At 69.8% G+C, this 23,679-nt stretch carries 22 protein-coding genes and 1 pseudogene; 12 read left to right on the top strand and 11 right to left on the bottom strand.

The genetic code is table 11. The annotated features are described in order from the left end of the window. The first annotated feature begins 48 nt into the window (after positions 1 to 48). Genes EIW28_RS01725 through EIW28_RS01715 form a run of 3 tightly spaced genes read left to right on the top strand, consistent with a single transcriptional unit; the run spans position 49 to position 2,929 of the window. Positions 49 to 1,095 carry an ABC transporter substrate-binding protein gene (locus EIW28_RS01725; protein ID WP_125245989.1) on the top strand — a complete coding sequence of 349 codons (1,047 nt, stop codon included), beginning with the start codon at positions 49 to 51 and terminating at the stop codon, positions 1,093 to 1,095. Beyond that, positions 1,092 to 2,150, top strand: coding sequence for a FecCD family ABC transporter permease (locus EIW28_RS01720; protein WP_187350553.1), 1,059 nt, complete (start codon positions 1,092 to 1,094; stop codon positions 2,148 to 2,150). Before EIW28_RS01725 ends, EIW28_RS01720 begins: the two co-directional genes overlap by 4 nt. Continuing rightward, the gene (locus EIW28_RS01715; RefSeq protein ID WP_125245988.1) at positions 2,147 to 2,929 is read left to right on the top strand and encodes an ABC transporter ATP-binding protein; all 783 of its coding nucleotides are present in this window, start codon (positions 2,147 to 2,149) and stop codon (positions 2,927 to 2,929) included. Before EIW28_RS01720 ends, EIW28_RS01715 begins: the two co-directional genes overlap by 4 nt. Here EIW28_RS01715 and EIW28_RS01710 read toward each other — a convergent pair. Then, the gene (locus EIW28_RS01710) at positions 2,898 to 4,904 is read right to left on the bottom strand and encodes a right-handed parallel beta-helix repeat-containing protein (RefSeq protein ID WP_125245987.1); all 2,007 of its coding nucleotides are present in this window, start codon (positions 4,902 to 4,904) and stop codon (positions 2,898 to 2,900) included. The two genes, EIW28_RS01715 and EIW28_RS01710, sit on opposite strands and share 32 nt — an antisense overlap. Before the next feature lie 150 nt (positions 4,905 to 5,054). Between EIW28_RS01710 and EIW28_RS01705 the strand changes: the two genes are divergently transcribed. Beyond that, the gene (locus tag EIW28_RS01705) at positions 5,055 to 5,579 is read left to right on the top strand and encodes a hypothetical protein (RefSeq protein ID WP_125245986.1); all 525 of its coding nucleotides are present in this window, start codon (positions 5,055 to 5,057) and stop codon (positions 5,577 to 5,579) included. A 62-nt stretch (positions 5,580 to 5,641) separates the two neighbouring features. Here the strand turns inward: EIW28_RS01705 and EIW28_RS01700 are convergent, their stop codons facing one another. Next, entirely contained in the window at positions 5,642 to 6,889 is a 1,248-nt protein-coding gene (locus EIW28_RS01700; RefSeq protein ID WP_125245985.1) for an MFS transporter, read from the bottom strand. 99 nt (positions 6,890 to 6,988) lie between these two features. Between EIW28_RS01700 and EIW28_RS01695 the strand changes: the two genes are divergently transcribed. Together EIW28_RS01695 and EIW28_RS01690 are read left to right on the top strand one after the other, a co-directional pair. Further along, positions 6,989 to 8,074 (top strand): DUF5937 family protein, encoded by a 1,086-nt coding sequence (locus EIW28_RS01695; RefSeq protein ID WP_125245984.1) that lies wholly within the window; start codon positions 6,989 to 6,991, stop codon positions 8,072 to 8,074. Between the two features lie 55 nt (positions 8,075 to 8,129). Next, positions 8,130 to 8,819 carry a hypothetical protein gene (locus EIW28_RS01690; protein ID WP_125245983.1) on the top strand — a complete coding sequence of 230 codons (690 nt, stop codon included), beginning with the start codon at positions 8,130 to 8,132 and terminating at the stop codon, positions 8,817 to 8,819. A 153-nt stretch (positions 8,820 to 8,972) separates the two neighbouring features. On the opposite strand, the gene EIW28_RS01685 is transcribed toward EIW28_RS01690, so the two are convergent. Together EIW28_RS01685 and EIW28_RS01680 are read right to left on the bottom strand one after the other, a co-directional pair. Then, on the bottom strand, positions 8,973 to 9,725 hold the full coding sequence (locus EIW28_RS01685; RefSeq protein WP_125245982.1) for a glycoside hydrolase family 12 protein: 753 nt from the start codon (positions 9,723 to 9,725) through the stop codon (positions 8,973 to 8,975). Positions 9,726 to 10,018: 293 nt separating this feature from the next. Then, the gene (locus tag EIW28_RS01680; protein WP_408612177.1) at positions 10,019 to 10,615 is read right to left on the bottom strand and encodes a TetR/AcrR family transcriptional regulator; all 597 of its coding nucleotides are present in this window, start codon (positions 10,613 to 10,615) and stop codon (positions 10,019 to 10,021) included. Between the two features lie 82 nt (positions 10,616 to 10,697). Between EIW28_RS01680 and EIW28_RS01675 the strand changes: the two genes are divergently transcribed. Then, complete coding sequence (locus EIW28_RS01675) at positions 10,698 to 11,447, top strand: SDR family NAD(P)-dependent oxidoreductase (RefSeq protein ID WP_125245981.1); 750 nt, start codon at positions 10,698 to 10,700, stop codon at positions 11,445 to 11,447. A gap of 131 nt (positions 11,448 to 11,578) precedes the next feature. Here the strand turns inward: EIW28_RS01675 and EIW28_RS01670 are convergent, their stop codons facing one another. Both EIW28_RS01670 and EIW28_RS01665 read right to left on the bottom strand, forming a co-directional pair. Next, complete coding sequence (locus EIW28_RS01670) at positions 11,579 to 11,965, bottom strand: hypothetical protein (RefSeq protein WP_125245980.1); 387 nt, start codon at positions 11,963 to 11,965, stop codon at positions 11,579 to 11,581. A 20-nt stretch (positions 11,966 to 11,985) separates the two neighbouring features. Next, on the bottom strand, positions 11,986 to 12,531 hold the full coding sequence (locus tag EIW28_RS01665; protein WP_125245979.1) for a hypothetical protein: 546 nt from the start codon (positions 12,529 to 12,531) through the stop codon (positions 11,986 to 11,988). Positions 12,532 to 12,820: 289 nt separating this feature from the next. Between EIW28_RS01665 and EIW28_RS01660 the strand changes: the two genes are divergently transcribed. After that, complete coding sequence (locus EIW28_RS01660) at positions 12,821 to 13,174, top strand: hypothetical protein (RefSeq protein WP_125245978.1); 354 nt, start codon at positions 12,821 to 12,823, stop codon at positions 13,172 to 13,174. Positions 13,175 to 13,334: 160 nt separating this feature from the next. Beyond that, positions 13,335 to 15,542, top strand: coding sequence for a tetratricopeptide repeat protein (locus tag EIW28_RS01655; protein ID WP_158630252.1), 2,208 nt, complete (start codon positions 13,335 to 13,337; stop codon positions 15,540 to 15,542). A 335-nt stretch (positions 15,543 to 15,877) separates the two neighbouring features. On the opposite strand, the gene EIW28_RS01650 is transcribed toward EIW28_RS01655, so the two are convergent. Beyond that, positions 15,878 to 16,264, bottom strand: coding sequence for a hypothetical protein (locus EIW28_RS01650; protein WP_125245976.1), 387 nt, complete (start codon positions 16,262 to 16,264; stop codon positions 15,878 to 15,880). A 543-nt stretch (positions 16,265 to 16,807) separates the two neighbouring features. On the opposite strand from EIW28_RS01650, the gene EIW28_RS01645 reads away from it, so the two are divergent. Next, a complete protein-coding gene (locus EIW28_RS01645) occupies positions 16,808 to 17,335 on the top strand; it encodes a GNAT family N-acetyltransferase (protein WP_197717015.1) in 528 nt (175 codons plus the stop codon). A gap of 173 nt (positions 17,336 to 17,508) precedes the next feature. Here EIW28_RS01645 and EIW28_RS01640 read toward each other — a convergent pair whose 3' ends face one another. The 4 genes and pseudogenes from EIW28_RS01640 to EIW28_RS01625 all read right to left on the bottom strand — a co-directional run bounded on the left by EIW28_RS01640 (position 17,509) and on the right by EIW28_RS01625 (position 20,473). Beyond that, positions 17,509 to 17,988: a GNAT family N-acetyltransferase gene (locus EIW28_RS01640; protein WP_125245974.1), complete on the bottom strand. Its 480-nt coding sequence runs from the start codon at positions 17,986 to 17,988 to the stop codon at positions 17,509 to 17,511. 92 nt (positions 17,989 to 18,080) lie between these two features. Next, complete coding sequence (locus EIW28_RS01635; protein WP_125245973.1) at positions 18,081 to 18,431, bottom strand: histone-like nucleoid-structuring protein Lsr2; 351 nt, start codon at positions 18,429 to 18,431, stop codon at positions 18,081 to 18,083. A gap of 331 nt (positions 18,432 to 18,762) precedes the next feature. Next, a pseudogene (locus EIW28_RS01630) lies at positions 18,763 to 19,590 on the bottom strand (alpha/beta fold hydrolase); the annotation flags it as partial. 25 nt (positions 19,591 to 19,615) lie between these two features. Beyond that, on the bottom strand, positions 19,616 to 20,473 hold the full coding sequence (locus EIW28_RS01625; protein WP_125245971.1) for an alpha/beta hydrolase: 858 nt from the start codon (positions 20,471 to 20,473) through the stop codon (positions 19,616 to 19,618). Positions 20,474 to 20,966: 493 nt separating this feature from the next. Between EIW28_RS01625 and EIW28_RS01620 the strand changes: the two genes are divergently transcribed. Continuing rightward, positions 20,967 to 21,731: a helix-turn-helix domain-containing protein gene (locus EIW28_RS01620; protein ID WP_197717014.1), complete on the top strand. Its 765-nt coding sequence runs from the start codon at positions 20,967 to 20,969 to the stop codon at positions 21,729 to 21,731. Positions 21,732 to 22,020: 289 nt separating this feature from the next. Beyond that, positions 22,021 to 23,550, top strand: a complete 1,530-nt coding sequence (locus EIW28_RS01615) for a pentapeptide repeat-containing protein (RefSeq protein ID WP_158630251.1) — start codon at positions 22,021 to 22,023, stop codon at positions 23,548 to 23,550. Positions 23,551 to 23,679: the final 129 nt, after the last annotated feature.

Below are 23,679 nucleotides of genomic sequence, written 5' to 3'. Positions count from 1 at the left end.
CTAGGCGGTCGTGAGGCCGCGCCCGACCGACCCTGAAGGAACACCACGATGCACCTCGGCCCGCGCGCGCTTCCCACCGCCGCAACCGCCTCGCTGCTGCTGGCAGCCCTCGCCGGATGCGGCGCCTCCGAGCCGGTGCCGGAGACCGCCGCGGTCGCGGGCGAAGGTGCGACCGCGTACCCGCTGACCGTCGAGAACTGCGGCCAGGAGGTCGTCTTCGACGCCGCGCCGCAGCGCGTCGTCTCGCTCGACCAGGGCTCGACCGAGATCCTCCTCTCCCTGGGCCTGGAAGACCGCATGGTCGGCACCGCCTCCTGGACCGACCCGGTCCTGGAGTCCCTCGCGGACGCCAACGCCGAGGTGCCGCGCCTCGCCGACGAGGCCCCCACCTACGAAGTCGTCCTGAGCACCGAACCGGACTTCGTCACCGCCTCCTTCGGCCGCCACTTCGCCCAAGGCGGCGTGGCCGGCCGGGACCGGTTCGCCGAGACCGGCATCGAGTCCTACCTCTCGCCCACCGACTGCGACGGCGACGTCAGCATCAACGGCGGCGGCACCCGCACCCGGCCGCTCACGATCGACGCGCTCTACCAGGAGATCCGCGAACTCGCCGCCATCTTCGACGTCCCCAGCCGCGGCGAGGACCTCGTCGCCGAGCTCGAAGCCCGCCGCCAGGCCGCGCTCGAGGAGGTCGCCGCCTCGGACCTGACCGCGGCGTTCTGGTTCTCCGACCTCAAGACCCCGTACGTCGCAGGCGGTCTCGGCGCGCCCGCCCTCCTCGCGGAGGACCTCGGCGTGGAGAACGTCTTCGCGGACCTCCCCGACGACTGGCCCGCCACCACCTGGGAGGACTTCGTCGACCGCGACCCCGACGTCATCGTCATGGCCGACCTCGGCCGCGAGCGCTGGCCCGGCGACCAGGCCGCCGAGAAGACCGAGTTCCTCACCACCGACCCGGTCACCCAGGGCCTCACCGCGGTCGCCGAACAGCGCCTCATTCCGCTGCACGGCGCCGAACTCAACCCCTCGATCCGGATGGTCGACGGCCTCGAAGCCCTCGCCGCGGGCCTGCGCACCGTCCAGGCCGGCGCGTGACCCTCGCCGCCCCCGCGGTCGCGAGCCCGCCGCGAGGCGGGACGCGCCTGCGGTTCCTGGCCGTCGGCCTCGGCTCCCTCGCCCTCCTGCTCGCCTCGATCGGTGCGGCGATCACCCTGGGCCCCGCCGACGTGTCCCTGGTGAACGTGCGCGACATCCTCCTCAACCACCTTGCGGGAGCGGACATCCCGGTCCGCGTCTCGAAGGAGGCGATCGTGTGGCAGGACCGGCTGCCGCGCGCCCTCGTCGCCGCCGCCTGCGGCGCCGGGCTCGGCCTGTGCGGCCTGATCCTCCAGTCGCTCCTGCGCAACCCGCTCGCCGACCCGTACGTCCTCGGGATCTCCTCCGGCGCCTCCTCGGGAGCGGTGGCCGTCGCGATCCTCGGCGTCGGCTCGGCCGGGCTCGGCGTGCCCGGCGGCGCGTTCATCGGCTCGCTCGTGTCCTTCGCCGCCGTCCTGCTCATCGCGCGCCTCGCCGGAGGCGGCGACGACAAGCTCGTCCTCGCCGGGATCGCGGTCACGCAGCTGTTCTCCGCGATCACCTCGTTCGTGATCTTCGCGTTCGCCGACTCCGACGCCACCCGCGGCGTCATGTTCTGGCTCCTCGGCTCCCTCGAAGGGGTCCGCTGGGACGGCGCGGCCCTGTGCGGGGCCGCCGCGCTGGCCGGGACCGCCCTGTGCCTGGCCCGCGCGCATGTGCTGGACGCCTTCGCGTTCGGCGACGACGTGGCCGCCTCGCTCGGCGTCCACGTGCGACGCGAGCGCGCGGTGCTCATCACCGCCGCGGCGCTCCTGACCGCCGCCATGGTCAGCGTCGCGGGCGCGATCGGCTTCGTCGGCCTCGTCCTGCCGCACGCGGCCCGGTTCCTCGCCGGGCCCCTCCACCTGCGCCTGGTGCCGGTCACCGCGCTCGTCGGCGCGGTCTTCATGGTCTGGGTCGACGCCGTCTCGCGGCTCGCGTTCTCACCCTCGCCGCTGCCGATCGGCGTCAGCACCGCGCTCGTCGGCGTCCCCGTGTTCGTCGTGATCATGTACCGCCGAAGGAGGAACCTGTGACGCTGGAGGCCCGCGAGGTCGCCTGGGAGCGCGGCGGCCGGCTCGTCGTCGACGGCGTCTCGCTGCGCCCCCGCCCGGGCGAGACGATCGGACTCCTGGGGCCCAACGGCTCCGGCAAGTCCTCCCTCATCCGCCTGCTCTCGGGGATCGCGCGGCCCACCGCCGGGGCCGTCGTCCTCGACGACCGGCCGCTGGCCGCCGTCGCGCGCCGCGAGGCCGCGCGCGCCATCGCCACGGTCACCCAGCACGCGGACACCGCAGTGGACCTCATGGTCCGCGACATCGTCGCCCTCGGCCGCATCCCGCACCGCGGCGCCTTCGGCGGCGACCGGCGCGCCGACGACGACGCCGTCGCGGAGGCCTTGGAGCGCACCGGCCTCACCGCGAAGGCGGGGGAGTCGTGGCACCGCCTCTCCGGCGGCGAGCGCCAGCGCGTCCACATCGCCCGCGCCCTCGCGCAGCGGCCCCGGGAGCTGCTGCTGGACGAGCCGACCAACCACCTGGACATCCGCCACCAGCTCGACCTGCTGCGCCTGGTGTGCGACCTGCCGGTCACCACGGTCGTGGCCCTGCACGACCTCAACCTCGCCGCGATGTTCTGCGACTCGCTCCTGGTCCTCAAGCACGGCGGCGCGGTCGCGGCCGGGACCCCGGCCGAGGTCCTGACGCCCGAGCTCATCGCCGAGGTCTACGAAGTCAGTGCCGCCGTGAGCATCGACGCGGCCACCGGCCGCCCGCAGATCACGTTCACCCCCGGCGAGCCGGGACCGGCGCGGTGATGATCCGGGTGCCGGGAGCCGACGCCGCGAACGGCCCGGGCACGACCTCGTCTCGCGGGAGGCCGGTGAAGTCCGTGCCGAAGTCCAGATCGGACCCGTCGGGGGCGGTATAGCCCATCTCGGCCTGGTAGCTGGTGCCGAGGCGCTCGGTCGTCACGGGCGCGACGGCCTTGAGGGCCGCGGCGTCGGTCATCTCGACGCGGACGGCCCCGGCTTCGGCGTCGTGCACCTCGACCCGCATCGGTGACGCGGCGACGACGAGGGGATCGGGTTCCGCGCGGAACGGCTCGGCGCCGTCCGCGTACAGGTTCCCCTCGATCCAGACCGGGAGCCGCGGCCCGGCCAGCGCGCTGCCGTGCTCGTTCGGGTACTCCTCCGGCGTCGGGTAGGCGTCGTACTGCGAGGTCCCCACTGGCGTCGGCACGAAGGCGGCCTGGCCGGGCACGCCGTCGATGTCGATCGCGCCGGACCAGAAGCTCGCGACCGCCGGTTCGGCCTCCGGCTCGGCGCCGTCGCCGACGAAGACGTTGTTGCAGAACCGGTTGTCGCCGCCGAGGATGTTCGAGACGCCGTAGACGGCCGTGGAGTGCGGCAGGTGGTACGGGGTGTACCGCTGGTGCTCGGTGCAGTTCGCGATGCGGCCCGCGAAGTAGTTGTGCACGTACGCGCCGCCGGTGGACATGTCCTTGACCGACCACGGCGAGAGGAACAGGTTGGCGTCCACGAGGTACGGGCCGTGGCAGACCTCGACCATGAAGTCCTCGGCGGTGGAGGCGTAGAAGACGTTGCGCCGCACCAGGGTCCCCTGGGCCTGCCAGTCGAGCCACAGGGCCCGGTGCGTGTGGTGGATGGTGTTCCCGCTGATCTCGGTGTCGATGGCGGCGTGCAGCTTGATGCCGGCCACCTCCGCGCCGTGCCACTGCCGCTTCACGTGGATGCGGAAGATGTGGTTGTCGAGGATGCGGGAGAACGCCGCGCCCAGATGCCCGACGACGCCCGCCTGCTCGCAGTCCCGGATCGTGTTGCGTCGCACCGTGTGCGAGCCGACGTGGTCCCGATGCCACGGCTGCGCCTCGCCGGCGTCGGGCCCGCGCAGGGCGAGCGCCCGCTGGATCACCTCGCGCTCGCGCTGCGTGCCGCCCTTGCCGCCCTTCGCCCCCGCGGTCCACTCGTTCTGGCCGGTGCTCCCCTCCTTGCCCAGGGAGACGCCGACGTTCTTCGAGTCGGTGATCGTGTTGTCCTCGATCACCCAGCCCTTGGACCAGTGCGGGCCGATCAGGCCCTCTTGCAGCGCGGTGGGCGGCGCCCACTGGGTGGCGGCCTTGGTCAGGGTGAATCCCCGGACGGTGATGTAGTCGATGCCCGTTGCGGCGGGCCAGAAGACGAACTTGCGGGCGTTGATCTCGATCTCGTGCTCGGCCGGATCGGCGCCGCCGAAGTTCGCCCAGATCGTCGTGGCGTCCTCGCCCGCCTCGCAGTACCACGTGAGCAGGGAGCCCGCCGGGTCGAAGGAGTCCGCGGTGACCTCGGGCCGCTCCACGCCGGCCAGGGTGAGCGACTCGTACATGGACTTGCCGTCGAGGTACACCTCGCCGGTGTGCCAGGTGTTGACCTGGTCGAAGAACCAGTCCCCGCCGATGCGCTCGCGGTACGGGTTGCACTCCCCGAACAGCGTGTTCGGCACCGTCGCCGTCCAGACGCCGTCGGCGTGCGGACGCCAGTCGGCGACCATTTCGGCGCCGGAGATCGTGACCGCCTCGTACACGCCGTCCGCGCCGAGCGCGGCCTGATAGGTGATCGGCGCCTCGGCCGTCCCGCCCCGCGGCGGATTCACCCACTCCCGGTACACGCCCTCGTGCACCACGACGGTGTCCCCCGGCTGCGCCAGCGCCGCAGCCGCGCCGATGCTGAGCAGCGGGGCCTCGGCGGTGCCGGCGGCGGTGTCGGACCCGGACTTCGCGACGTGTATCTCCACGCCGCAAACCTTAGCCGCCGACACCCGCCGCTCCCAGCCCCGTCCCATCGACAGGGATGGATTCACGGCGGCGCGGATCGAGCGGGCCCTGTCGGCGTCCCGAGCCAATCGGCGGGACCGGTCCCGCCCTCGCCTGCCTACGCTTCGCGCATGAACCGACCCTGCAACGCGGCCCTCATGCTCACGGCGTTCGCGACCGCCATGGCGTTGAGCGCCTGCGCGGAGGGCGCGCCGCCCGCCGGTGACACCGAGTCCGAATCCCAATCTGCTCCGGAGACGTCCGCCGCGCCCTCTCCCACGGCGATGTCCAGCGCCGAAGCGGCCGAAGCGTTCTGCACCGAGCTGTCGTCCCTGCTGACGTCGGCCGCGATGCTGGAACTGGGATTCGCCGACGCCGTCGTGGCCCACGGGCCGGGCGACACCGCCGACATGGTCCCCGATCCGTCGGCGCCCACCGCCGCGTACAGCATCGCCTTGGACAGCCTCATGGCGGCCGCGCTCGCGCCCGACGACCTCCACGCGCACCTCGACACCCTCTCGGAGGCGGGAACGGCGATGACCGAGGCGATGGCCGACGGCGCGTCACTCGCGGACCTCACCGACATCTGGTACGCCCCGGAAGTGAAGGAGGCCGAAGAGGCACTGCGCGCGTACGACGAATCGACCTGCGGATAGCGGGCTCAAGCGGCTGAGCTGGACGCCCCCGGGCGAGACGATCCTCTGTGCACGGTCGGCGATCACGAACCGGAAGCCGAAGGGACCGGAACCGGGTGGCCCCGGCGTTCCGCGGCGGTGCCGGGCTGGGGCTTCTCGGCGGCGACGGCGGTGGCGGAGGCGAGGGTCGCCGCGGCGAGGGTCCCCCAGAGGGCGGCAGGGCCGAGGGCGGCGAGGCCGGTGATGATGGCGGGGGAGACGGCGAGGCCGAGGCCGGTGGAGAACTGGAAGCGGGCGAGGGCGCGGCCGATCGCGTGCGGCGGGGCGAGGGCGGTCACGAGCGCGGTGGCGCTGCCGGCGTAGAGGATCTCGCCGAAGGTGCAGGCGATCGACACCGCCGCGATGGCCGGGGCGGCCCAGCCGTGGCCTAGGAAAGAGGCCGCGAGGAAGCCGAGATAGGAGGCGCTGAGGACCGCGCCGCCGCAGGCCAGCACGGCGCGCCGGGACCAGCGGGAGGTGACGACGGTGACCGGGACCTGCAACGTGACCACTAGGACCGTGTTCGCCACGAAGACGACCGCCGACCAGGCCGGGGAGGCGTCGAGGTGGGTCACCAGGATCAGCGGGAGGGCGATCTCGGGGACGTTGAGGCAGAACGTGTAGACGACGTTCGCGGCCAGCAGCGTGCGCATCCGGGGCGCCGGCCCCGCGGGCCGGTCCGGGGCCGCGGTGACCGAATTCGCTCGCAAATGGACGGACCAGGTCAAGGCCGCCGCCGCGAGGTACGCCAGGCCGGTGACGGCTGCCAGCGCCTGCAACGCGGTGGTGCCGCCGGTGAGGAACGCGAGCGCGAGGAGCGCCCCCGCGCCCATGCCGGCGTTGCGGAGGGCGCGGCCCGCCGCGAGGGCGGCGTCGCGTTCGCGGCCGGCGGCGACCGTGGCGACGAGGGCCGCGTGGGCGGGCGGCCACGCCTGATTGCCGATGCCGAGGAACAGCGCTGCGGCCGTGAACATCCCGACGTTCCCGGTGGGAGCGGCGAGCAGGAGCACCACGCCCAGGACGCGCACGAGCATCGACGCCGCGACGACCGTGCTGCGGGCGCCGCGGTCGAGCCAGCGGCCGACGAAGGGCGTGCACGCGAGCGCCGCGATGATGCCGACCGTCATCGCGATGCCGGTGGCCGGCGCGGACAGCCGCAGGACCGTCACGCCGTAGAGGAGCAGGAAGGGGCGCAGCAGCCCGGTGCCGAGCGCGTCCACGGCGAGGGCGGCGGCATAGCGGGGGCCTCCGGAGGCGCGGACGAGCGGGCGGAGCTTGACGGTGGTCGGCATGGCGACAACGGTGCGGTCGGCGGCGGGCGCGGCCGCGTCGATTGACGGAATCCGTCAACCGGTGCGGTCCCCGCGCAGCCGACCTTCGAGAATGGGGGCATGGCGTTGAGGATCGACATCGGCGGACTGCCTCCGGAGCGGCTGCGGTTCTCCGTCTCCCCGCTGGCCGAGCTGACCGCGATGCTGCACGTCCTGGCCGAGCCCGCGCACCACCCGCACCTGGCCGGCTGGGCCGCGGGCGTCTGGGCGCGGATGCGGCCCGAGCTGGCCGAGCGGCTCAAGGAGGCCGAGTTCCTCTGGCGCTCTTCGCGAGCCGACTTCCTGATCCCCGCGCGTCCGCGGCCGACGCTCGCCGAGGAGCTCGACGACGTGGACAAGATCGACGACGAGGCGTACGTGACCGCCGCGCTCGTCACCACCTGCGGCAGCCACCGACTGCACTTCGGCGCCCCGTCGCCGCTCACCGACGCGGCGGCGCGCGGCCGGGCCCTGGGCCGCGCCCAGGCCCGCGGCGCGCTCCAGGAGGCGTTCGCCGAACGGCTGCTCGCGGACCCGGCGGCGGTGCGGTCGCGGGTGCGCGACACGTTCGAGCAGTGCGCCGAGGCGTTCTTCGAGGAGGCGTGGAGCGGCCTCGCGGCGCAGCTCGCCTCCGACGCGCGCGTCAAGGGCGACCTGCTGCGGCGCCGCGGCGTCGGCGCGGCGCTCGCGTCGGTCTCGGGGGCCGTCGCGCTGGCGCCGGACGGCGGCGCGATCATCGTCGACAAGTTGCAGGACAGCGCGACCGCGGCCGACGGCGCCGGCGTCACGTTCCTGCCCAGCGTGTTCGGCCGCCCCCACCTGGTGGCTGTCTACGCCCCCGGCTGGCGGCCGGTGGTGCAGTACCCGGTGGCCGAGCCGGACTCGCCGGAGCCGATCTCGCTGGAGACCGTCTCGCTGCGGCTGGAGGCCCTCGCCCATCCGGTGCGGCTGCGGCTGGTGCGCACCCTGGCCCGCGGCGCCCACACCACCGGGGAACTGGCGCACGCCTGGGAACTCACCGCGCCGGAGGTCTCCCGCCATCTCGCGGTCCTGCGGCGGGCGGGCCTGCTCACCCCCGAGCGCCACGGCCGCTACGTCCGCTACGGCCTCAACGTGTCCGACCTGACGGCGCTCGGCCCCGACCTCCTGGCGGCCGTCCTGCGCTGAGCTCGAGGACCCGGCCGGGGACCCCTCCCAGCGCCCGCCGCATACCCTCGTCGGCATGCGGTCCAGGATCTACGACGCCGACGAGGGCTTCTTCACGGAGCGGGCCTGGTGGTGGATCTGCGTCGCCGCCACGGTGGCGCTCCCGGCGGTGTGGTCGGGCTGGGTCGCGATCACGGTGCTGGTCGTGCCCCATGCGACCGCCGCCGTGTCCGTGCTGCTCACGATCGTGAGCCTGGTGCTCCTGGCCGGCGTCGGGATCGCGGGACTGGTCTTCGCGCTGCACGGCCTGGACTGCTTCAGGATCGGATGGACCGTCCTGGTGATCGCCGTCATGGCCCTGTACGTCGGGGGCGGCGCCGTCCTCTTCAGCGCCGACCGGTGGCTGCTCGACCTGGCGGGGGTCGAGACGACGTGCACCGTCGTCGAACGCCGCGAAGCCGACCGCGGCATACCGCTCGCCGCGTCCCTCCCCGAGGACGACGCCGACGACGATGACCGCTACTTCGAACACGAGATCCGCTGCGCCGACGAGCGCGCCCCGGACGCGGTCATCGCCCGCGAGCTGCCGGAAGGGGAGCGGGTCGAGGTCGTCTACGACCCCCGCCGCACGCTCACGCCCCGGCCGGCGGCCGAGGTCTCCCAGGGGGTGACCGAGTGGCGGATCGGGCTGATCGGCATCGCGGTGTGGATGGCGGCGAACCTGGTGTCCGCCATGCGCGAGCGTCCCCTGCGTCCGCACCACTAGGCCGGGGAAGCTCGGTCGGCCCGGGCGCATGACATGGCGCGGTCAGACCCGAACGGCCTCGCCGCCGGGCCTGTCGTGAGGTCCGGCGGCGAGGCCGGTGCTCGGGACGTTCCCCGCCGTGCGCGGTGGAGGTGCCGTCGCGCGTCGGCGCGGTCAGATGCTCGAACCGCCCCCGGAGGTGTTGCTCCACCAGGCGCTGTAGGCGTTGAGCGAGTACCGCTTCGAGGTGCCGCTGGTCGAGGTGATCTCGCAGCCGAACTGCATCGTGTCGAAGGTGGTGTTGCGCAGCAGGTTCTGCGACGCGGACCAGCGCCAGATCGCCGCGGCGTCGATGGTGCCGGTGCTCCGCTGCTGGGCGGGGACGAACTGGAGGACGTTCCAGCCCGGATCGGCCTGCCAGACCGAGGAGTACAGGATGCCGCCGACGGTCACGTTGGTCGCGATCTGCCTTCCCCAGCCGCCGAGCGGCCCCGGGGCCCAGCTGGTGAAGACCATGATCTCGTCCTGGTTGTTGGTCGACCACAGGTCGGCCGTCCAGCCCCAGTTGTCACCGCTGGTGACGGGGGCCGACGACGTGTCGAACCAGAAGCCCGCCGAGTTCAGCTGCGACAGCGGGGTCTGGAGCCGGGTCGAGGTGTTGGGATAGGACTTGATCCCGCCGCCGGCGTGGTTGGCGTCGATGTACCAGGACTTGATGCTGTTGACCGTCAGGCACTGCCGGCCGCCGTTCTCGCCCCAGATGTTGTTGTAGACCGTCCACGAGCCCTGGCTCCAGCTGCCCCACCGGTCGCACGTGGAGTACATCTGGGCCTGCGCCGGGGACGCGAAGCTCAGGAACCCGGCGATCACGGCGACGATCAGTGCCAGCCGGGCGACGACGGCCGACTGGCGATTGATGGCTTTCATATGACCTTTCCTTCCTGCCCTCCGACGGCGGGGCCGTCAGGGCGCAGATTGGCGGTTCGCGCGAAGAGGGACGTCTTAGCGCAATATATGTGCATCTTCCTATGTTATCGTTGCCATGTCAATGTTTGGTCGCCACGTCAAACAAACGAAGGTCGGATGAATGCCCGAACCGGGCCGCCGACCGGCGGCAACCCTGAAGACTTGGACCGGCTCGGCGAGGCCGGCGACATCGACTGGCGCGGGCGATCGTGGACGGGGCGAGTCTGCCCCCTAGAAGAGGGGATCACCTTCGATCACGGTTGCGGCCAAGCGCGCATAGCCAGGTCCGCGACGGCGCGAAGCTCGTCGGCGGTGGCGCCGTCCTGGGCGGAGCGCGACATGCCCCTGGTCACGGCCGCAAGGAACTCGGCGAGCGCGTCGGCGTCGGCATCCTCGGGAAGCTCGCGGTTCGCGACGGCGTCGCGGAGGCGCTCGGCGACGGCCGCTCGCGACTGGTTCCGGATCTCCCGCAGTTCGTCCTCGACGTCGGCCGCGTCGGGGCCGTGGTTGACCGCGCCCGAGATGATCAGGCACCCGGGCGGATGGCTCGGATCGGTGTAGTTGACCGCGATCTCGCGGAGCATCCGCTCGACCGCACCGCGTGCGGTGGGCTCCTCGGCAAGCGCCGCGCCGATGAAGGCGCCGTGCGTCGCCTGGTAGCGGGCGACGGCCTCGCTGAAGAGGCGGCGCTTGTCGCCGAAGGCGGCGTAGAGGCTGGCGGGCCGGATGCCCATCGCGTCGGTGAGCGCGGCGATCGAGGCGGGTTCGTAGCCGTACCGCCAGAACACGTGCATGGCCTTCTCGAGCGCGGCGTCTCGGTCGAACGACCTGGGCCTTCCTCTGGTCACCACCCCATTGTATAGCGATCGTTCAAGAATCTGGTATCGTCGTGCCGGTCCAATTATTGATCGATCACTCAATAAAGGAGTCGCCATGTTCGACCTCTCGGGAAAGACCGCGCTCGTCACCGGCGCCAGCAGGGGCATCGGCCGCGCCACCGCCGTCGAGCTGGCCCGGGCCGGGGCCCGTGTCGCCGTCCACTACGGCGCGAACACCCAGGCCGCCAAGGAGACCGTCGCCGCGATCGAAGCCGAAGGAGGCGCCGCCTTCACCCTCCAGGCCGACCTCGCCGAACCCGGCGGGGCCGACGCCCTCATCGACGCCCTCACACGGGAGCTGCGCGGGGTCCCGCTCGACATCCTCGTCAACAACGCCGGCATCGGCGCCGACGGCCGCATCGGCACCGTCAGCGAGGACGACTACGACCGCGTGTTCGCCGTCAACGCCAAGTCGCCGTTCTTCATCACCCGCCGGTCCCTGGAGCTCATCCCCGACGGCGGCCGCATCATCAACATCGGCTCGGGCGTCACCCGCATCGCCCTCCCCGAAGCCATCGCCTACGCCATGACCAAGGGCGCGGTCGACACCTTCACGCTCGCCCTCGCCGCCGAACTCGGACCCCGCGGCATCACCGTGAACACGGTCGCGCCCGGCATCACCGACACCGACCTCAACCCCTGGCTGCGCGACCCCGAAGCGCAGGCCGCCGCCGCGGCCCGGGCCGCACTCGGTCGCGTCGGCCGGCCCGAGGACGTGACCGGCCCGATCCTGTTCCTGGCCTCAGAAGCGGGCCGATGGACCACCGGACAGATCATCGACGCCACCGGCGGCTCCCACCTCTAGGACACCCTGACCGGCGCGCGCACGCGAGTTCGCCCGCCGACCGGCGTGACGGGCAGGTGCTCGTTCACCCCCGAGCCTCCAGCCGGTTCCGATCCCGAGCGCAGATCCGGAACCGGCTCGAGGCCCCGAGGTCAGCAGCGGATGTACTTCGACTGCTCGTCGTAGGAGTCGAACCCGTCGCCGATGATCTGGAGGATGAGCCGGTAGGTCCCGGTCCGGCAGGGGGCGCTGAGCAGGACCGAGTAGCTGCGGTCGCCCCTGTGGGTCACCGTGCGGCCGTCGTTCGTGGGGCCGTTGAGGTAGCTGTACTCCGTCCAGTACCTGCCCGAGCATCCGGACACCTTGATGTTCAAGACGCCGTTGACGTTCGACCCGACCTTGCTCGGCCCGCTGATACTGGTGGTGACGGTGCAGGCGGCGGCCGATGCGGACGACGCCGGCACGACCGCTGCGGCCGACCCGATCCCGAGGACCATCAGTGCGATCGCCGCCTTGGCGATCAGTCGTCGAAACTTCATGGTGTTCTCCCTTCGGCCGCTCAGCACGACGTCACGTTCAGGACGTCGCTTCTCACGTACTTCACCGAGCTGCCGTCCTTGAGGAGGTTGATCTCGGTGGTCCAGCCTCCCCGCTTGCAGGGCGTGCTGATGCTGGGCTCGCCGCTGATCGGGGGGTACGTCGTGAAGTTCCACGAGTGCATGGACACCCAGTTGTTGTTGGTGTACAGCTCGATGCTGATGATGACCTCATATGGGCTGGTGCCGCACCCCGAGATCCGGTAGTAGCCGCTGCCGCGGACGCGTGACGAGGACTTCGTGGGCTTGTACGCGCGCACAGTCCTCTCGCAATCCGCGGCGACCATCGTGATTTCAGTGGCGTTCTCGTACTCGGTGATCTCGATGTAGCCGTCCGGTTGCGGCATAACCTCGACATCGAGCAGCGCGCCGAGCTCGGCAGCGTCCGCCGCGGCGAGATCGCCTGCACCGGAATCGGCTGCGGCGGGCCCGGCGACGCCCATCCCGGCCGCGAGCATCATTGCGAGCGCCACAGCCAGCGACGCCCACAGTCTCGATCTGATGGTCATGAACTAAACCTCTTCCTTGCGAGTTCTTCGGAGGCTCATCAGACAATGACCGGTCCGATCGCTTCAACCATCTGGAAAGGCGACCGGGTCGAGATTGTTGTGGGCCTTCGCGATCATTCTTTCGGCGCAAGGGACCAACTACCAGGCGGAACACCGGCGGAAGGCAGGCGGGAAACCGGCGTCTCGCCCGGGGTGGCGGTCGATCTGCCTGCGGTGCAGGGACAGCGGGCGATCAGGGCGGCTTGTACTCTGATCTGGCGGGGCCGGATCGGTCAGGGAGGCACGAGACTTGGACGCCAAGGTACGCAACACCGGGTTCGCCGCAGCTCTCGGCGTCGTCGCCTCGATCCTGGCGATCCTGGCGTTCTTCAACATCGACAGCATCAGCGACTTCGTCTCGTCAGGTCCTGAGGACGCCTGCGCCAGAGCGTGGGAGGCGATGTACGCCGTTGACGACACGCAGATCAGCGAAGGGCTCCGTGAAGCCGCCGAAATGGCAGGTACCGGGGAGCTTCGGTATCGACTGGAAACAGCCGCGAACGCCTATGCCGTCCGGGCGGACGCCGCCTCGATGATCGATGCGGGGCGGCTGACCGAGACGGTCGATGCCGCCAACGAGGACTGGCAGGCGTACTGCGAGTAGCCGCAAGAATGTCAGCTGCCGCCGGCCAGGTCCGTCAAACGGGATGAGGGCGCTGGAAAAGGTAACTGCCGACTCCGGATAGCGGCTGGAGACGGTGCGTTCGCGCAGACTGGATATGGTGAGAGCATTCCTCTCGCGCGGCTCTGGAAGCGGCTTAGTCATGATCGAACCTCTCAGTGCAGCCACGCTCGGCGGCCTCGCCGTCGACACCGCAAGAGCGACGATCACCAAATGGGTCGGTGCGCGCATCGCCTCGGATATCAGCGCCGGTATGCGCGAGCGTCCGCTCAAACAGGGTCGACCTGCCAAGGACCAACAGACGGAGCTGAACCTCGTCATCACGCGCGCGGTCGAACTCACTGCCCTCGAACTCTTCCCCGGCCAAGAACGGCTCCAGAAAGCATTCCGCAGGGATCTGTTGAAGGGCCACCCGCGAGAGCGGCCGCTCGTGAACGGTTCCGATCTCGCATATCTCGTCGGCGACGTCCACGAGTGGGTCACCAGAAACGATCCGCCGCCCCTGTCTCAGAAGTCAGTCGATCCGGTCGCGCATCCGTATCTATCGGTGCTGTGCCGCAACATCGTCGCCCAGTTCGGGTTCCGGGCCGAGAACAACGGCACCAAGAACACGATCCTCTATCCTCGCTGGAACCGTTTCTGGACCACCGAGCTTCTCAACAGCCACAACGAAGTACCGCTCCCGGCGGCCACTGACCTGCCGATCGATGCGTCACCCGCATGGCCGCGCCGGTTCGGCACCTACCGGCAACTCCTCGCCGACCGCACCCTCACCCTCGAGCAGCTCAGCCCGGAGCTCCTCCCAGATCAGTACCCGCACACGGTCGCCGCTGCCCTGACCATCGCCCTTGAACACGCCGACCGATACGAACCGGCCGGCCTCGCGAGCCTCCTCCTTGCGAGCGCATGCGTTCTCGACCCTGCCGGCATTCCCGCCGATCTCTTCACCGCACTGCAGATCGGCTGGGATTCCGAGGACGATCCGGAAGATGAACAAGGAGGTGCCGACCCGGCACTGATCCCACCTCGAACGATCACCGACACCCTGGCCCGACTGCATCGGTTGAACCTGGTCGACTACGACGGCACCTTCGTCCGTGTCCACGCCCTCGTCCAACGCACCCGCCGCGACCAGCTGGACGAGCAGCAAATGCGCACCGTTGTCCAGCACGCAGCCGGGGCGCTCGACGCCATCTGGCCAGAGGTCGAGAACGACCCGGTTCGGAGCGCAGCCTTGCGGGCCAACCTGACTGCACTGCGCGGGCATGATCAATCCGCCCTGTTCCAAGGCGAAGCCCATCCGGCCCTGTTTCGGCACGGCACCAGCCTCGGCGTGAACGGCCACGTCAATGACGCCCATCTTTACTACCAGGGCTTGTATGCGCTCTGCGACGACCTCCTCGGTCCCGACCACTCACATACGCTCGTCGCCCGGAACGATCTCGCATACTGGCGCGGCGCATCCGGTGATGCCGCCGGTGCCGTCTCCGCCCTAGCCGAGCTTGTCACCGACCGGCTTCGCGTTTCCGGCCCCGATCGTCTCGAAACGCTCATCGCCCGGGGAAATCTCGCCACCTGGAAGGGTGAAGCCGGTGATGCAGCCGGCGCCGCCGACGCATTCGCCGAACTCCTCACCGACTTTCGGAGGATCCTCGGCCCCGACCACCCCGAAACGCTCGCCACCCGAAACAACCTCGCCTCCTGGCGAGGTCGGGCCGGCGACGCGGCAGGGACCGTCGCCGCCTTCACCGAGCTCCTGGAAGACTTGGTGCGCGTCCTCGGCCCTGACCACCCCGACACCCTCATCGCCCGAGGGAACCTCGCCTCCTGGCGCGGCGAGGCCGGAGACGCGCAAGCGGCAGTTACCGCCTTCACCGAGCTCCTGGAGGACCTGGTGCGAGTCCTCGGCCCCGACCACCCGCTCACCCTCACCTATCGCGGGAACCTCGCCTCACTGCGCGGCGAAGTCGACGATGCACCTGGGGCCGTTGCCGCCTTCACCGAACTCCTTGAGGACCTGATGCGAGTCCTCGGCCCCGACCACCCCGATACCCTCATCGCCCGCGGGAACCTCGCCATATGGTGCGGCGAGGCCGGCGACGCGCCCGCGGCCGCCACCGCCTTTGCCCAGCTCATCTCCGACCGCCTCCGAGTCTTCGGGCCTGACCACCTCGATACCCTTGCCACCCGGGCGAACTTCGCGATCTGGCTCGGCAAGGCCGGCGACGCGGCAGGAGCCGCCAGCGCCCTCACCGACCTTCTGGACGACCTGGAGCGCGTCCTCGGGCCCGACCATCCCTTGACGAGCAGCACTGAAATCGCTTTGACCTACTGGCAGAGTCGGTCTTAAATTCCATCGCCTCAGCTTGTCTTTCGAGTCGGTTGCTGAGGCTCTTCTAGAAGCCTGGGAGACACGGACGCGTGCGAACTGTTTCCGGATAGCCGCCCACTCTTCGAGCATTGCGTGGCGGAACGCTTTGATCGGGCAAAGGCCCGGTCGCAGTTCGGCGATGGCGCTGTCCGGTTGGACGGTGTCCGTGCAGCAGTCGGCGTAGACGTGCAGTGAGTGATCGGCAGGAGGGCACAGCCGATGCCTGGGGACGGGTGGTCGGGATGGACCGCAATGGGCTCGATGGTGGCCAATCCTCCATCGACGGTGATATGGCCGTTGAAGAAACGGGGGACCTACGCCGTCGTCGCTAACGTGGCACTCATGCGCCGAAGCAGATCGACCATCGCGCTGATCTCTTCAAAATTCATGGTCGCGCTGGCGGGGATCTCTGTCTGGTAGAAGCTACCGCCGCTGTGGACCGCTACTTGTGTATAGCCCGTGACCGACTGTTTCGATATCAGGAGGAACAGCAGCGAGATAAGACATGTTGGTAGGGCCAGCACGAGCGCGAGAACGGTTGCATACACCGGGATATACCGTTCAGTCTTTGTCTTGTCGGTAGCCACCCAAATTGCGCCGGGCAGCGGCATGCTGCCCCGTGGGGTCAGAATGCTGTCACCGGTGATTACGATGTCGCCAACGGTGAGGGGGGTGTCTGAAGGCTCCACGTCCTGGGGCATGCTGTCGATTGTCGCAGACTCGGCAAGTGAGCCTCTGCCGGTGGGTCGCCGGGCAGGACATCACACCCGCCTAAGACTCCAGGTGGGCTTCAGCTCTTGATCTGCGGCTGGTCTAAGTCAAGATGAAGGACGCCGCCGCTAATCATTGTTGTTGTGACGCAACAAGAGACTTTCCCACTGCTCTGCTCCACGCCGGCGGCAGCGCTGTCACGACTACGACCCTTGCGGTTGCTGTCGTACTCGCGGGCGCTGTTCTCCTGTGCAGGTCCCAGCACGCCGAGCCGTCCACTGGGACCGCGACCTGATCAGGCCAGGGCTTTATCAAGCTCACATCGAGTCTCATCTGCTGGAGACGACTGGCTCGCGCAAGTTGGGCGCGCGTAACAAAATGTTCTTGTCTCACTGTCCGGGGTCAGCGCACAATCCTTGATGTGGCTGCGCAGGGCTGGTGCCGAAGCCGCTCTGGCAACTGCGCCCTGATCGAGGAGCGTCGACGTGGACCACGGCATACGGCGGTACCGGGCATCGGATGAGGAAGCCTGGTTGCGCTGCCGCGTCCTGGCGTTCTTGCACACCGCCTACTTCGACGACGTCCAGACCGCCAAACCCGCCGTCCCGCCACCCGGCCTGGAGCTGGTCGCCGCCGACCCGAGCGGCGAGATCCGAGGCATCCTCGACATCGCCATCGAAGGCGAAACAGCCACCATCGACACCATCGCGGTCCACCCCGACCACCGATCCCGAGGCATCGGCCGCGCCCTGCTCCAGGAGGCGACCGTCCACCTCTTCGAACTGCGGGTCGGGGCACTGGAGGCATGGACGAGGGACGACCCGGCGACCCTGCGCTGGTACCGATCCAACGGGTTCGCCGAGACTAACCACTACCTGCACGTCTACGCCGACTACTACTCGGACCCGGCTGAACCGGACCGGGCCATCGCCGAACGACGAGCGGGCCTGCGCCCGATCAAAGCGTTCCTCCACGCCACGCTCGACGAGGAGGCGGCGATCCGGGAACGGTTCGCACGCGTCCACGTCTGCCGACGCTTCACGCAAGACCTCAGGGGATAACTCGAGGCCAGTTCTCATCCTCCAGTGAGGATTCAAGGCATGAGCTGCGGAGGTGCTGGAGCGAGAGACGGGTCCGCTGCCGCAAATCCTGCGGTCCGTGCCCGAAGGGGTGCTTAGGAACCGCAGCCGGATTCGTCGACATAGGACCGGATTGCCGCTCGCGCACCCTCGACTCAGGCTGAGGTTGCTGCTTTGTCGAGGTGCATGATGTGGCCGGTGGCGGTGAACGCCTCGTTGCCGACCAGGGGGCCGGTGCGGGTCTGGGTGATCGTGAAACCCTCGCTGAGGTAGAGCGCGAGGGCGGCCGGGTTGCCCTCGAGCACGGTCACCTCGACCCGGGGCCCGGCCTGGGCCAGCGCGTGGCGCAGAAGTGCCCTGCCGACCCCTTGCCGGTAGCGGCCGGGGTCGACGTAGAGCCAGGTGACCTCGTCGTCGTCGAGGGCGACGAAGCCGGTGACGGCGCCGTCCAGCTCGGCGACCCAGAGCCGGCCGTCGAACAGCCCTTCGCCTTCGGCGGTCTGGGCCAGGGTCAGGAACGCCTCGACGCCGGCCGAGTCGCGCAGCTCGTCGAGGCGGGCCGCGTCGTGGATGCGCGCGATGGCGTCCCAGTCCTGGTCGGCATACGGGCGGATCGTGATCTGCGAGGGTGACATCCCCGCATTCTCGCCGCCGAGGAAGACCTGGTGCAATCGGATAATCCCACCCGCTGCTCGACCGGGATGTTCGCGGAACCGGGTCTTGGTCGCTACTTGTTGGCGGCGTGGTAGGCGTCGACGATGGCTTGGGGGATGCGGCCGCGCGGGGAGACGTGCTTGCCGTTGCGCTGGGCCCAATCGCGGATGGCCCTGTTCTGGTCCCGGTCGACCGGTTGCCGGACCGGTGCTTCGCGCCAGCCGGGTTTGGCAGTGCCGAGGCTGTAGCGGCCGAGGAGGGTGGCGGCGGCCTGGAACGTGCCGAGCGCGTCGCGCAGTTCTTTAGCGTGAGCGGCGGAGAGGTCGATCTCGTAGGCGTTGCCGTCGATGGCGAATCGGACCGTCTCGTCGGCGGGGCTGCCGTCGATGTCGTCGATCAGGACGACTTTGGTCTTGCGAGCCATGCGAACTCCTCAAATGCCTGTGCGAAGCCCGTTCCCATCTGCGGAAGTGGTGACTTCGTCGGTGAACTTTCGCATGGTAATGCATGACCTGCTCACCTCGGTTGCGGTGCAGGACCTGTCGGGCCGGCACGCCGGCAGCTTGGTGCGTTCCAAGGCCGTGGCCGACCGCCCGAGCCACTGCTGCCAAGGGGCGACCCCGTTCCGCGGGGTCGCCCCTTGGCTGGTGGAACTGGGCAGCGGGCTTCGCGAGCTGGCGCGGAGCCGCTGAACAGCTAGACCCGGCATGTCAGCCGCAAGGAGCAGCTGACGGGCTCAGGAGTGCGTCCTCACCCTAGGACTTCCAGCTGTCGACGAAGGTCAGCAGGTCGGTGTTGAGCTGGGTTTTGTGGGTGTCGGTGATGCCGTGCGGCGCACCGGGGTAGACCAGCAGCGTCGCGTCGGCGACGATGGCCGCCGAGGCGATTCCGGCGGTGCCGATCGGCACGACCTGGTCGTCGTCGCCGTGGATGATGAGCGTGGGCACGTCGAAGCGGCGCAGGTCCTCGGTGTGGTCGGTTTCGGAGAACGCTGCGATGCAGTCGTAGGCGGCCTTGTGCCCGGCCGTCATGCCGGCGAGCCAGAACGCGTCCTGCATGCCCTGGGAGACCGCGGAGGCGGGCCGGTTCGCGCCGAAGAACGGGCCGGCGGCGAGGTCCTTGTAGAGCTGGGAGCGGTCGGTGAGGGAGCCGGTGCGCAGTCCGTCGAAGACCGCTTTGGGGACGCCGTCGGGGTTGTTCGGGCCGCGCAGCATGAGCGGGGGCACCGCCGAGATCAGGCCGGCCTGCGCGATGCGGGCGGTGCCGTGGCGGCCGATGTAGCGGGCGACTTCGCCGCCGCCGGTGGAGAATCCGATCAGGGTGGCGTCCTGGAGGTCGAGCGCCTCGATGACCGCGGCGAGGTCGTCGGCGTAGTGGTCCATGTCGTTGCCGTCCCAGGTCTGGGTGGACCTGCCGTGCCCGCGCCGGTCGTGGGCGATGACGCGGTAGCCGTGGGAGGCGAGGTGCAGCATCTGCGCTTCCCACGAGTCGCTGTGCAGCGGCCAGCCGTGGCTGAAGGTCACGGGCCTGCCCTCGCGGGGTCCCCAGTCCTTGTAGTAGAGCTGGACGCCGTCTGCGGTGGTGATGTAGGGCATCGCGAAGGTCCTTTCAGGCGGTGAAGCGGCGGATGAAGTCCAGGCTGGTCTCGGCGACCTCGCGCCAGCCGTGGTCGATCGTGAGGGAGTGGCCGCGGCCGGGGATCTCGACGAACTCGGTGATGCCCGGGTTGCGCTGCTGCCGTTCGAATTCGGCTTCGGTGATCGCGCGGGGGACGGTGTGGTCGCGTTCGCCCGAGACGATCAGGAGCGGTCCGCGCTCGGGGTTGGCGCTGTCGACCTTCGCTTCGGTCCAGGGGTTCACGTTCGCGGTGGCCGCTTGGAACAGCGGGGCGCCCGGCGCCGGGACGGCGAAGGTGTCGAAGAGCTCCTTGGCCTCCTCCTCGGTGACGGCGTTGGCGAAGCCGTACCGGAACTGGTCGTACGTCAGCGGCACGGCCCGCCACCAGTTCGCCGGGTTGGCGATCACGACCGAGGCGACGCGCAGCGCCGAGACCGGCAGGGGCAGCACGCCGCGGAAGGGGGCGGGGTCGATGGCGACGGTGGCGGCGGCCAGGCCGCGTCCGGCGAGGATCTGGGCCAGCAGGCCGCCGAAGGAGTGGCCGATGACCGCGGGTCTGCGGTCGAGCGCCTCGATGATCTCGTGGTAGTGGTCGGCGACCTGGCCGACCGTCTTGCCCGCGAACACTTCGGGGTGCTCGTTGGCCTCTGCGACCGTCTCGGGGTCGTCCGGCCAGCCCGGAGTGAGGGCGACATAGCCCTGCTCCTCGGCCAGGGCCGCCCACCGGTCCCAGCTGCTGGGCAGCAGCCACAGTCCGTGGATGAAGACGACGGGGGTGCGGCCGGACTCGTTGGCCCGCTCGATCTGGTCGGCCGTGTGCCGGGGGAGGTCGTGCTCGTGGTGAGGCATCGGTTGTCGCTTTCTCCATAGTCGGGTGCGTCAGGGTGAACGCTAGGCGGGAGGGAGCCGAGAATCCTGATCGGTGATGCACGGGACCGTGCCCGACCGGCACCGACGCGCGAGCCCGGGTGCCGCCGCCGTGCAGGCCAGGGGCAGTGGCCGGGGCCGGGAGTGTGCTCAGCGTGCACGAACCTCTGCCGCGGCTGCACAAGGCCCCGCCGCGGCCGGCATGCGCTTGCATCGGGGGTTCGGGCTGTGGTTCAGTCGTGAGAGGACGAATGCGAGGTGGGCCGATGACCGCGACGTGGAACTCCCGTGACGTGCCTGGACGGGCGCGGGCGAGCGCCGTCCGCGAAGCCGTCGGCAACCAGGTGGTCCGGGTCGACATCGACCTGCTCGACGACCCTGGCGACATCAACGTCGGGCTCACCCTGTCCCACGCCGGACCCGTCCAGGTGTTGACCGTGCGCTCGATGGCGACCACGGTCACCCGCAGCCCCGCTTGGCCGCAGACGCGTCCGAACCGCAGCTGTTCGTCACGGTGCAGGGCCAAGGGCCCTCGGCGATGTCCCAGCACGGGCGCTACGCCCGCCTGGAACGGGGCCAGTTCGCCGTCTACACCACCACCAGCCCCTACACCCTGATGTTCGACTACGGGCTCGACGCGCACTTCTTCCGCATCCCCATCACCGAACTCGCCCTGCCCGAGGCGGCCCTGCACGAGGTCTCCTCCCGCACCCTGGGGCCCGGCGACCCCGTCGCCGCACTCACCGCCACCTACCTCGCCCAGCTCGCCGACAACCCCGAACTGCGCTCTCCCGCCGTCGCGACCACCCTCGCCCAGCCGACCATCGACCTCGTGAGGGCGGCGCTGCTCTCCAGCATGGCCGACCCCGCCCTCGGCAAGGAGGCGATGCAGACGACCCTCGAACTTCGCATCCTCGAATACCTGCGCGCCCACCTGGGCGACCACGACCTGAGCGCCGCCCGCATCGCCGCCGCCCACCACATCTCCGTGCGCCACCTGTACAACGTCCTTGGCAAGTCGGGCATCGGCCTGGGCGACTGGCTGCGCACCCAGCGCCTCGAAGCGTGCCGGCGCGAACTCGCCCAACCCCATGCCCGCCACCGCACCATCGCCTCGATCGCCCACCAATGGGGATTCGCCGACGCCACCCACTTCAGCAGGGCCTTCCGCGCCGCCTACGGCCTGACCCCACGGGACTGGCGCAACAGCAAGACCGAACCGACACCACCGCTGACCTAGCCGCTCCCATACTCCGGCAAGCAGGGGCGATGGCACTGCGCCGGTCAGTACGGCAAGACAGCAAGTCGGTCTGCCCGCGCGGCGAGCTCGGCATCCCTTCGCGAGGCCCTTGCCGAAGGGCCCGGTGGCCTGTGCGTTCGGTGCAGAGCATGCATGACGGCGCCCGGGACCGGTCCCGATCAAACCTTGCAGCGCGCTGGTATCCGGGGCCGTCAGCGCGGCCGTTTCACCTTAGGCTGAACGGATGCGCCCGCACCCCCTCACGGCAACAATGTGGCAGCGGCTGGCCATGAGAACCGCCGACGCCTGGTCGAGCCGCCTCAGCCCCTCCCCGGTCGAGAACCGGCCCTTGCGCCTGGCGGGGTGGATGCTGCTGCTCGGTCTGGTCATGGTCGGGTTCCTCGCGTGGTACTACTACCAGGAGCAGATCACCCTCATCGCCGAACTCCGCCGCGCCGAGCCGGTCGACGAGGTCGCCATCGCCCAAGCCCGCAACGACATCCTTCGCCATACCCTCACCGCCACGGCGGGCTTCGCCGGCGCTGCGGTCTTGCTGCTCAACTTCCAGAAGCAGCGCCACGAGGAATACAACGCCACCCAGCAGCGCATCGCGGACCTACGAATCCAAGCCGTCGCCCAACTTGGCTCCGACAGCGCCTCGGTGCGCATCGGGGGCCTGCACAACCTGGAACGGCTCGCCGACTCCCACCCGGAACTGCGCCAAATCGTGCTCGACGAGATCGGCGCGTACCTCCGGCTCGGACGACCCCACTCAGCAACCGACGGCCCCAGCGGCCCTGATGCGTCACCGACTGACCCGGCGGGTATCGATGAGAGCGAGGCCGACTGGCGCGAGGTGCGGCTGGTCGCTCAAGAAATCCTCCAACGCCACCTGAAGTTCCGGACGCGGGGCCAGCGGCGCCGCTACTGGAACCACACCAGACTCAACCTCCGTAACACACTGCTCGACGACATCGATCTGAGGGACAGCCGCCTCGTCAACCTCGACCTCACCGGAGCGACCCTCCGCAACCGGGCGACCTTCGCGGGCGCTCTCCTCAAGGGCCCGGCCGACTTCCAGCGCGTCAATCTCACCGGACACGTGAGCTTCTTCGAAGCCACGGTGAAAGGCGACATCACCTTCTCCGATGCGGACTTCAGAGGTGCCGCGGGCTTTCAGCAGGCGCACTTCACCGGCGATGTGGACTTCACTTCGGCACGGTTTGCGAAGACAGCGGACTTCCGTGAAGCGCGGTTTGCGGGGATCGCGCGCTTCAGCGGGACGCAGTTCGCGGGCTACGCCTATTTCGGCGACGTGCGCTTCGTATACGGGTACTTCGGGGAGGCGCAGTTCGCAGGCAGCGTGAGCTTCGGAGAAGCGCTGTTCGCAGTTGCGGCGACCTTCAATGAAGCGCGGTTCGCAGGCGAAGCAGTCTTCGGTGAGGTGCAAATCGCGGGCAATGCGGCCTTCGAGGAGGCGCGATTCGCGGACGAAGCATACTTCGGAGCCGCTCAGATCGCAGGCTATGCCCACTTCAAAGGGGCACTGTTCGCCGGCGACGCGAACTTCGAGGAAGCTCAGTTCGAGGGCCACACGGACTTCCGGGAAGTGCAGATCGCAGCTGACGCCGACTTCCGAGAGGCGCGGTTCAGAGGCGACGCATTCTTCGGGGCGGCACAGATCGCAGGCAGCGCGTTCCACTGGGAGGCGCAGTTCGATGACTACACGGCCGGCGACGTCAGCGGCGTCCCAGCGACGGGCGGAGCACCACGAACCCGCGAGCTGATCGAACCTCCAGCAAGCGGCGGGACAGTCTGAGACCTCGGCGTCAGCCGCCCCCGGATGGACCTGTCGGGCACGGAATCGGGTGCGCTCCCGGGCATCGCGCCGTAACCGGCGGCGGCGGCCCAGGATTGTTTCATGGCAAGACATAGTTGGGCCCGGGCG

This window comes from Glycomyces terrestris, assembly GCF_003933745.1.
Taxonomy (GTDB): Bacteria; Actinomycetota; Actinomycetes; order Mycobacteriales; family Micromonosporaceae; genus Glycomyces; species Glycomyces terrestris.
The sequence above is the reverse complement of the archived record's forward strand: the minus strand, read 5'-3'. Positions and strand labels throughout refer to the sequence as shown.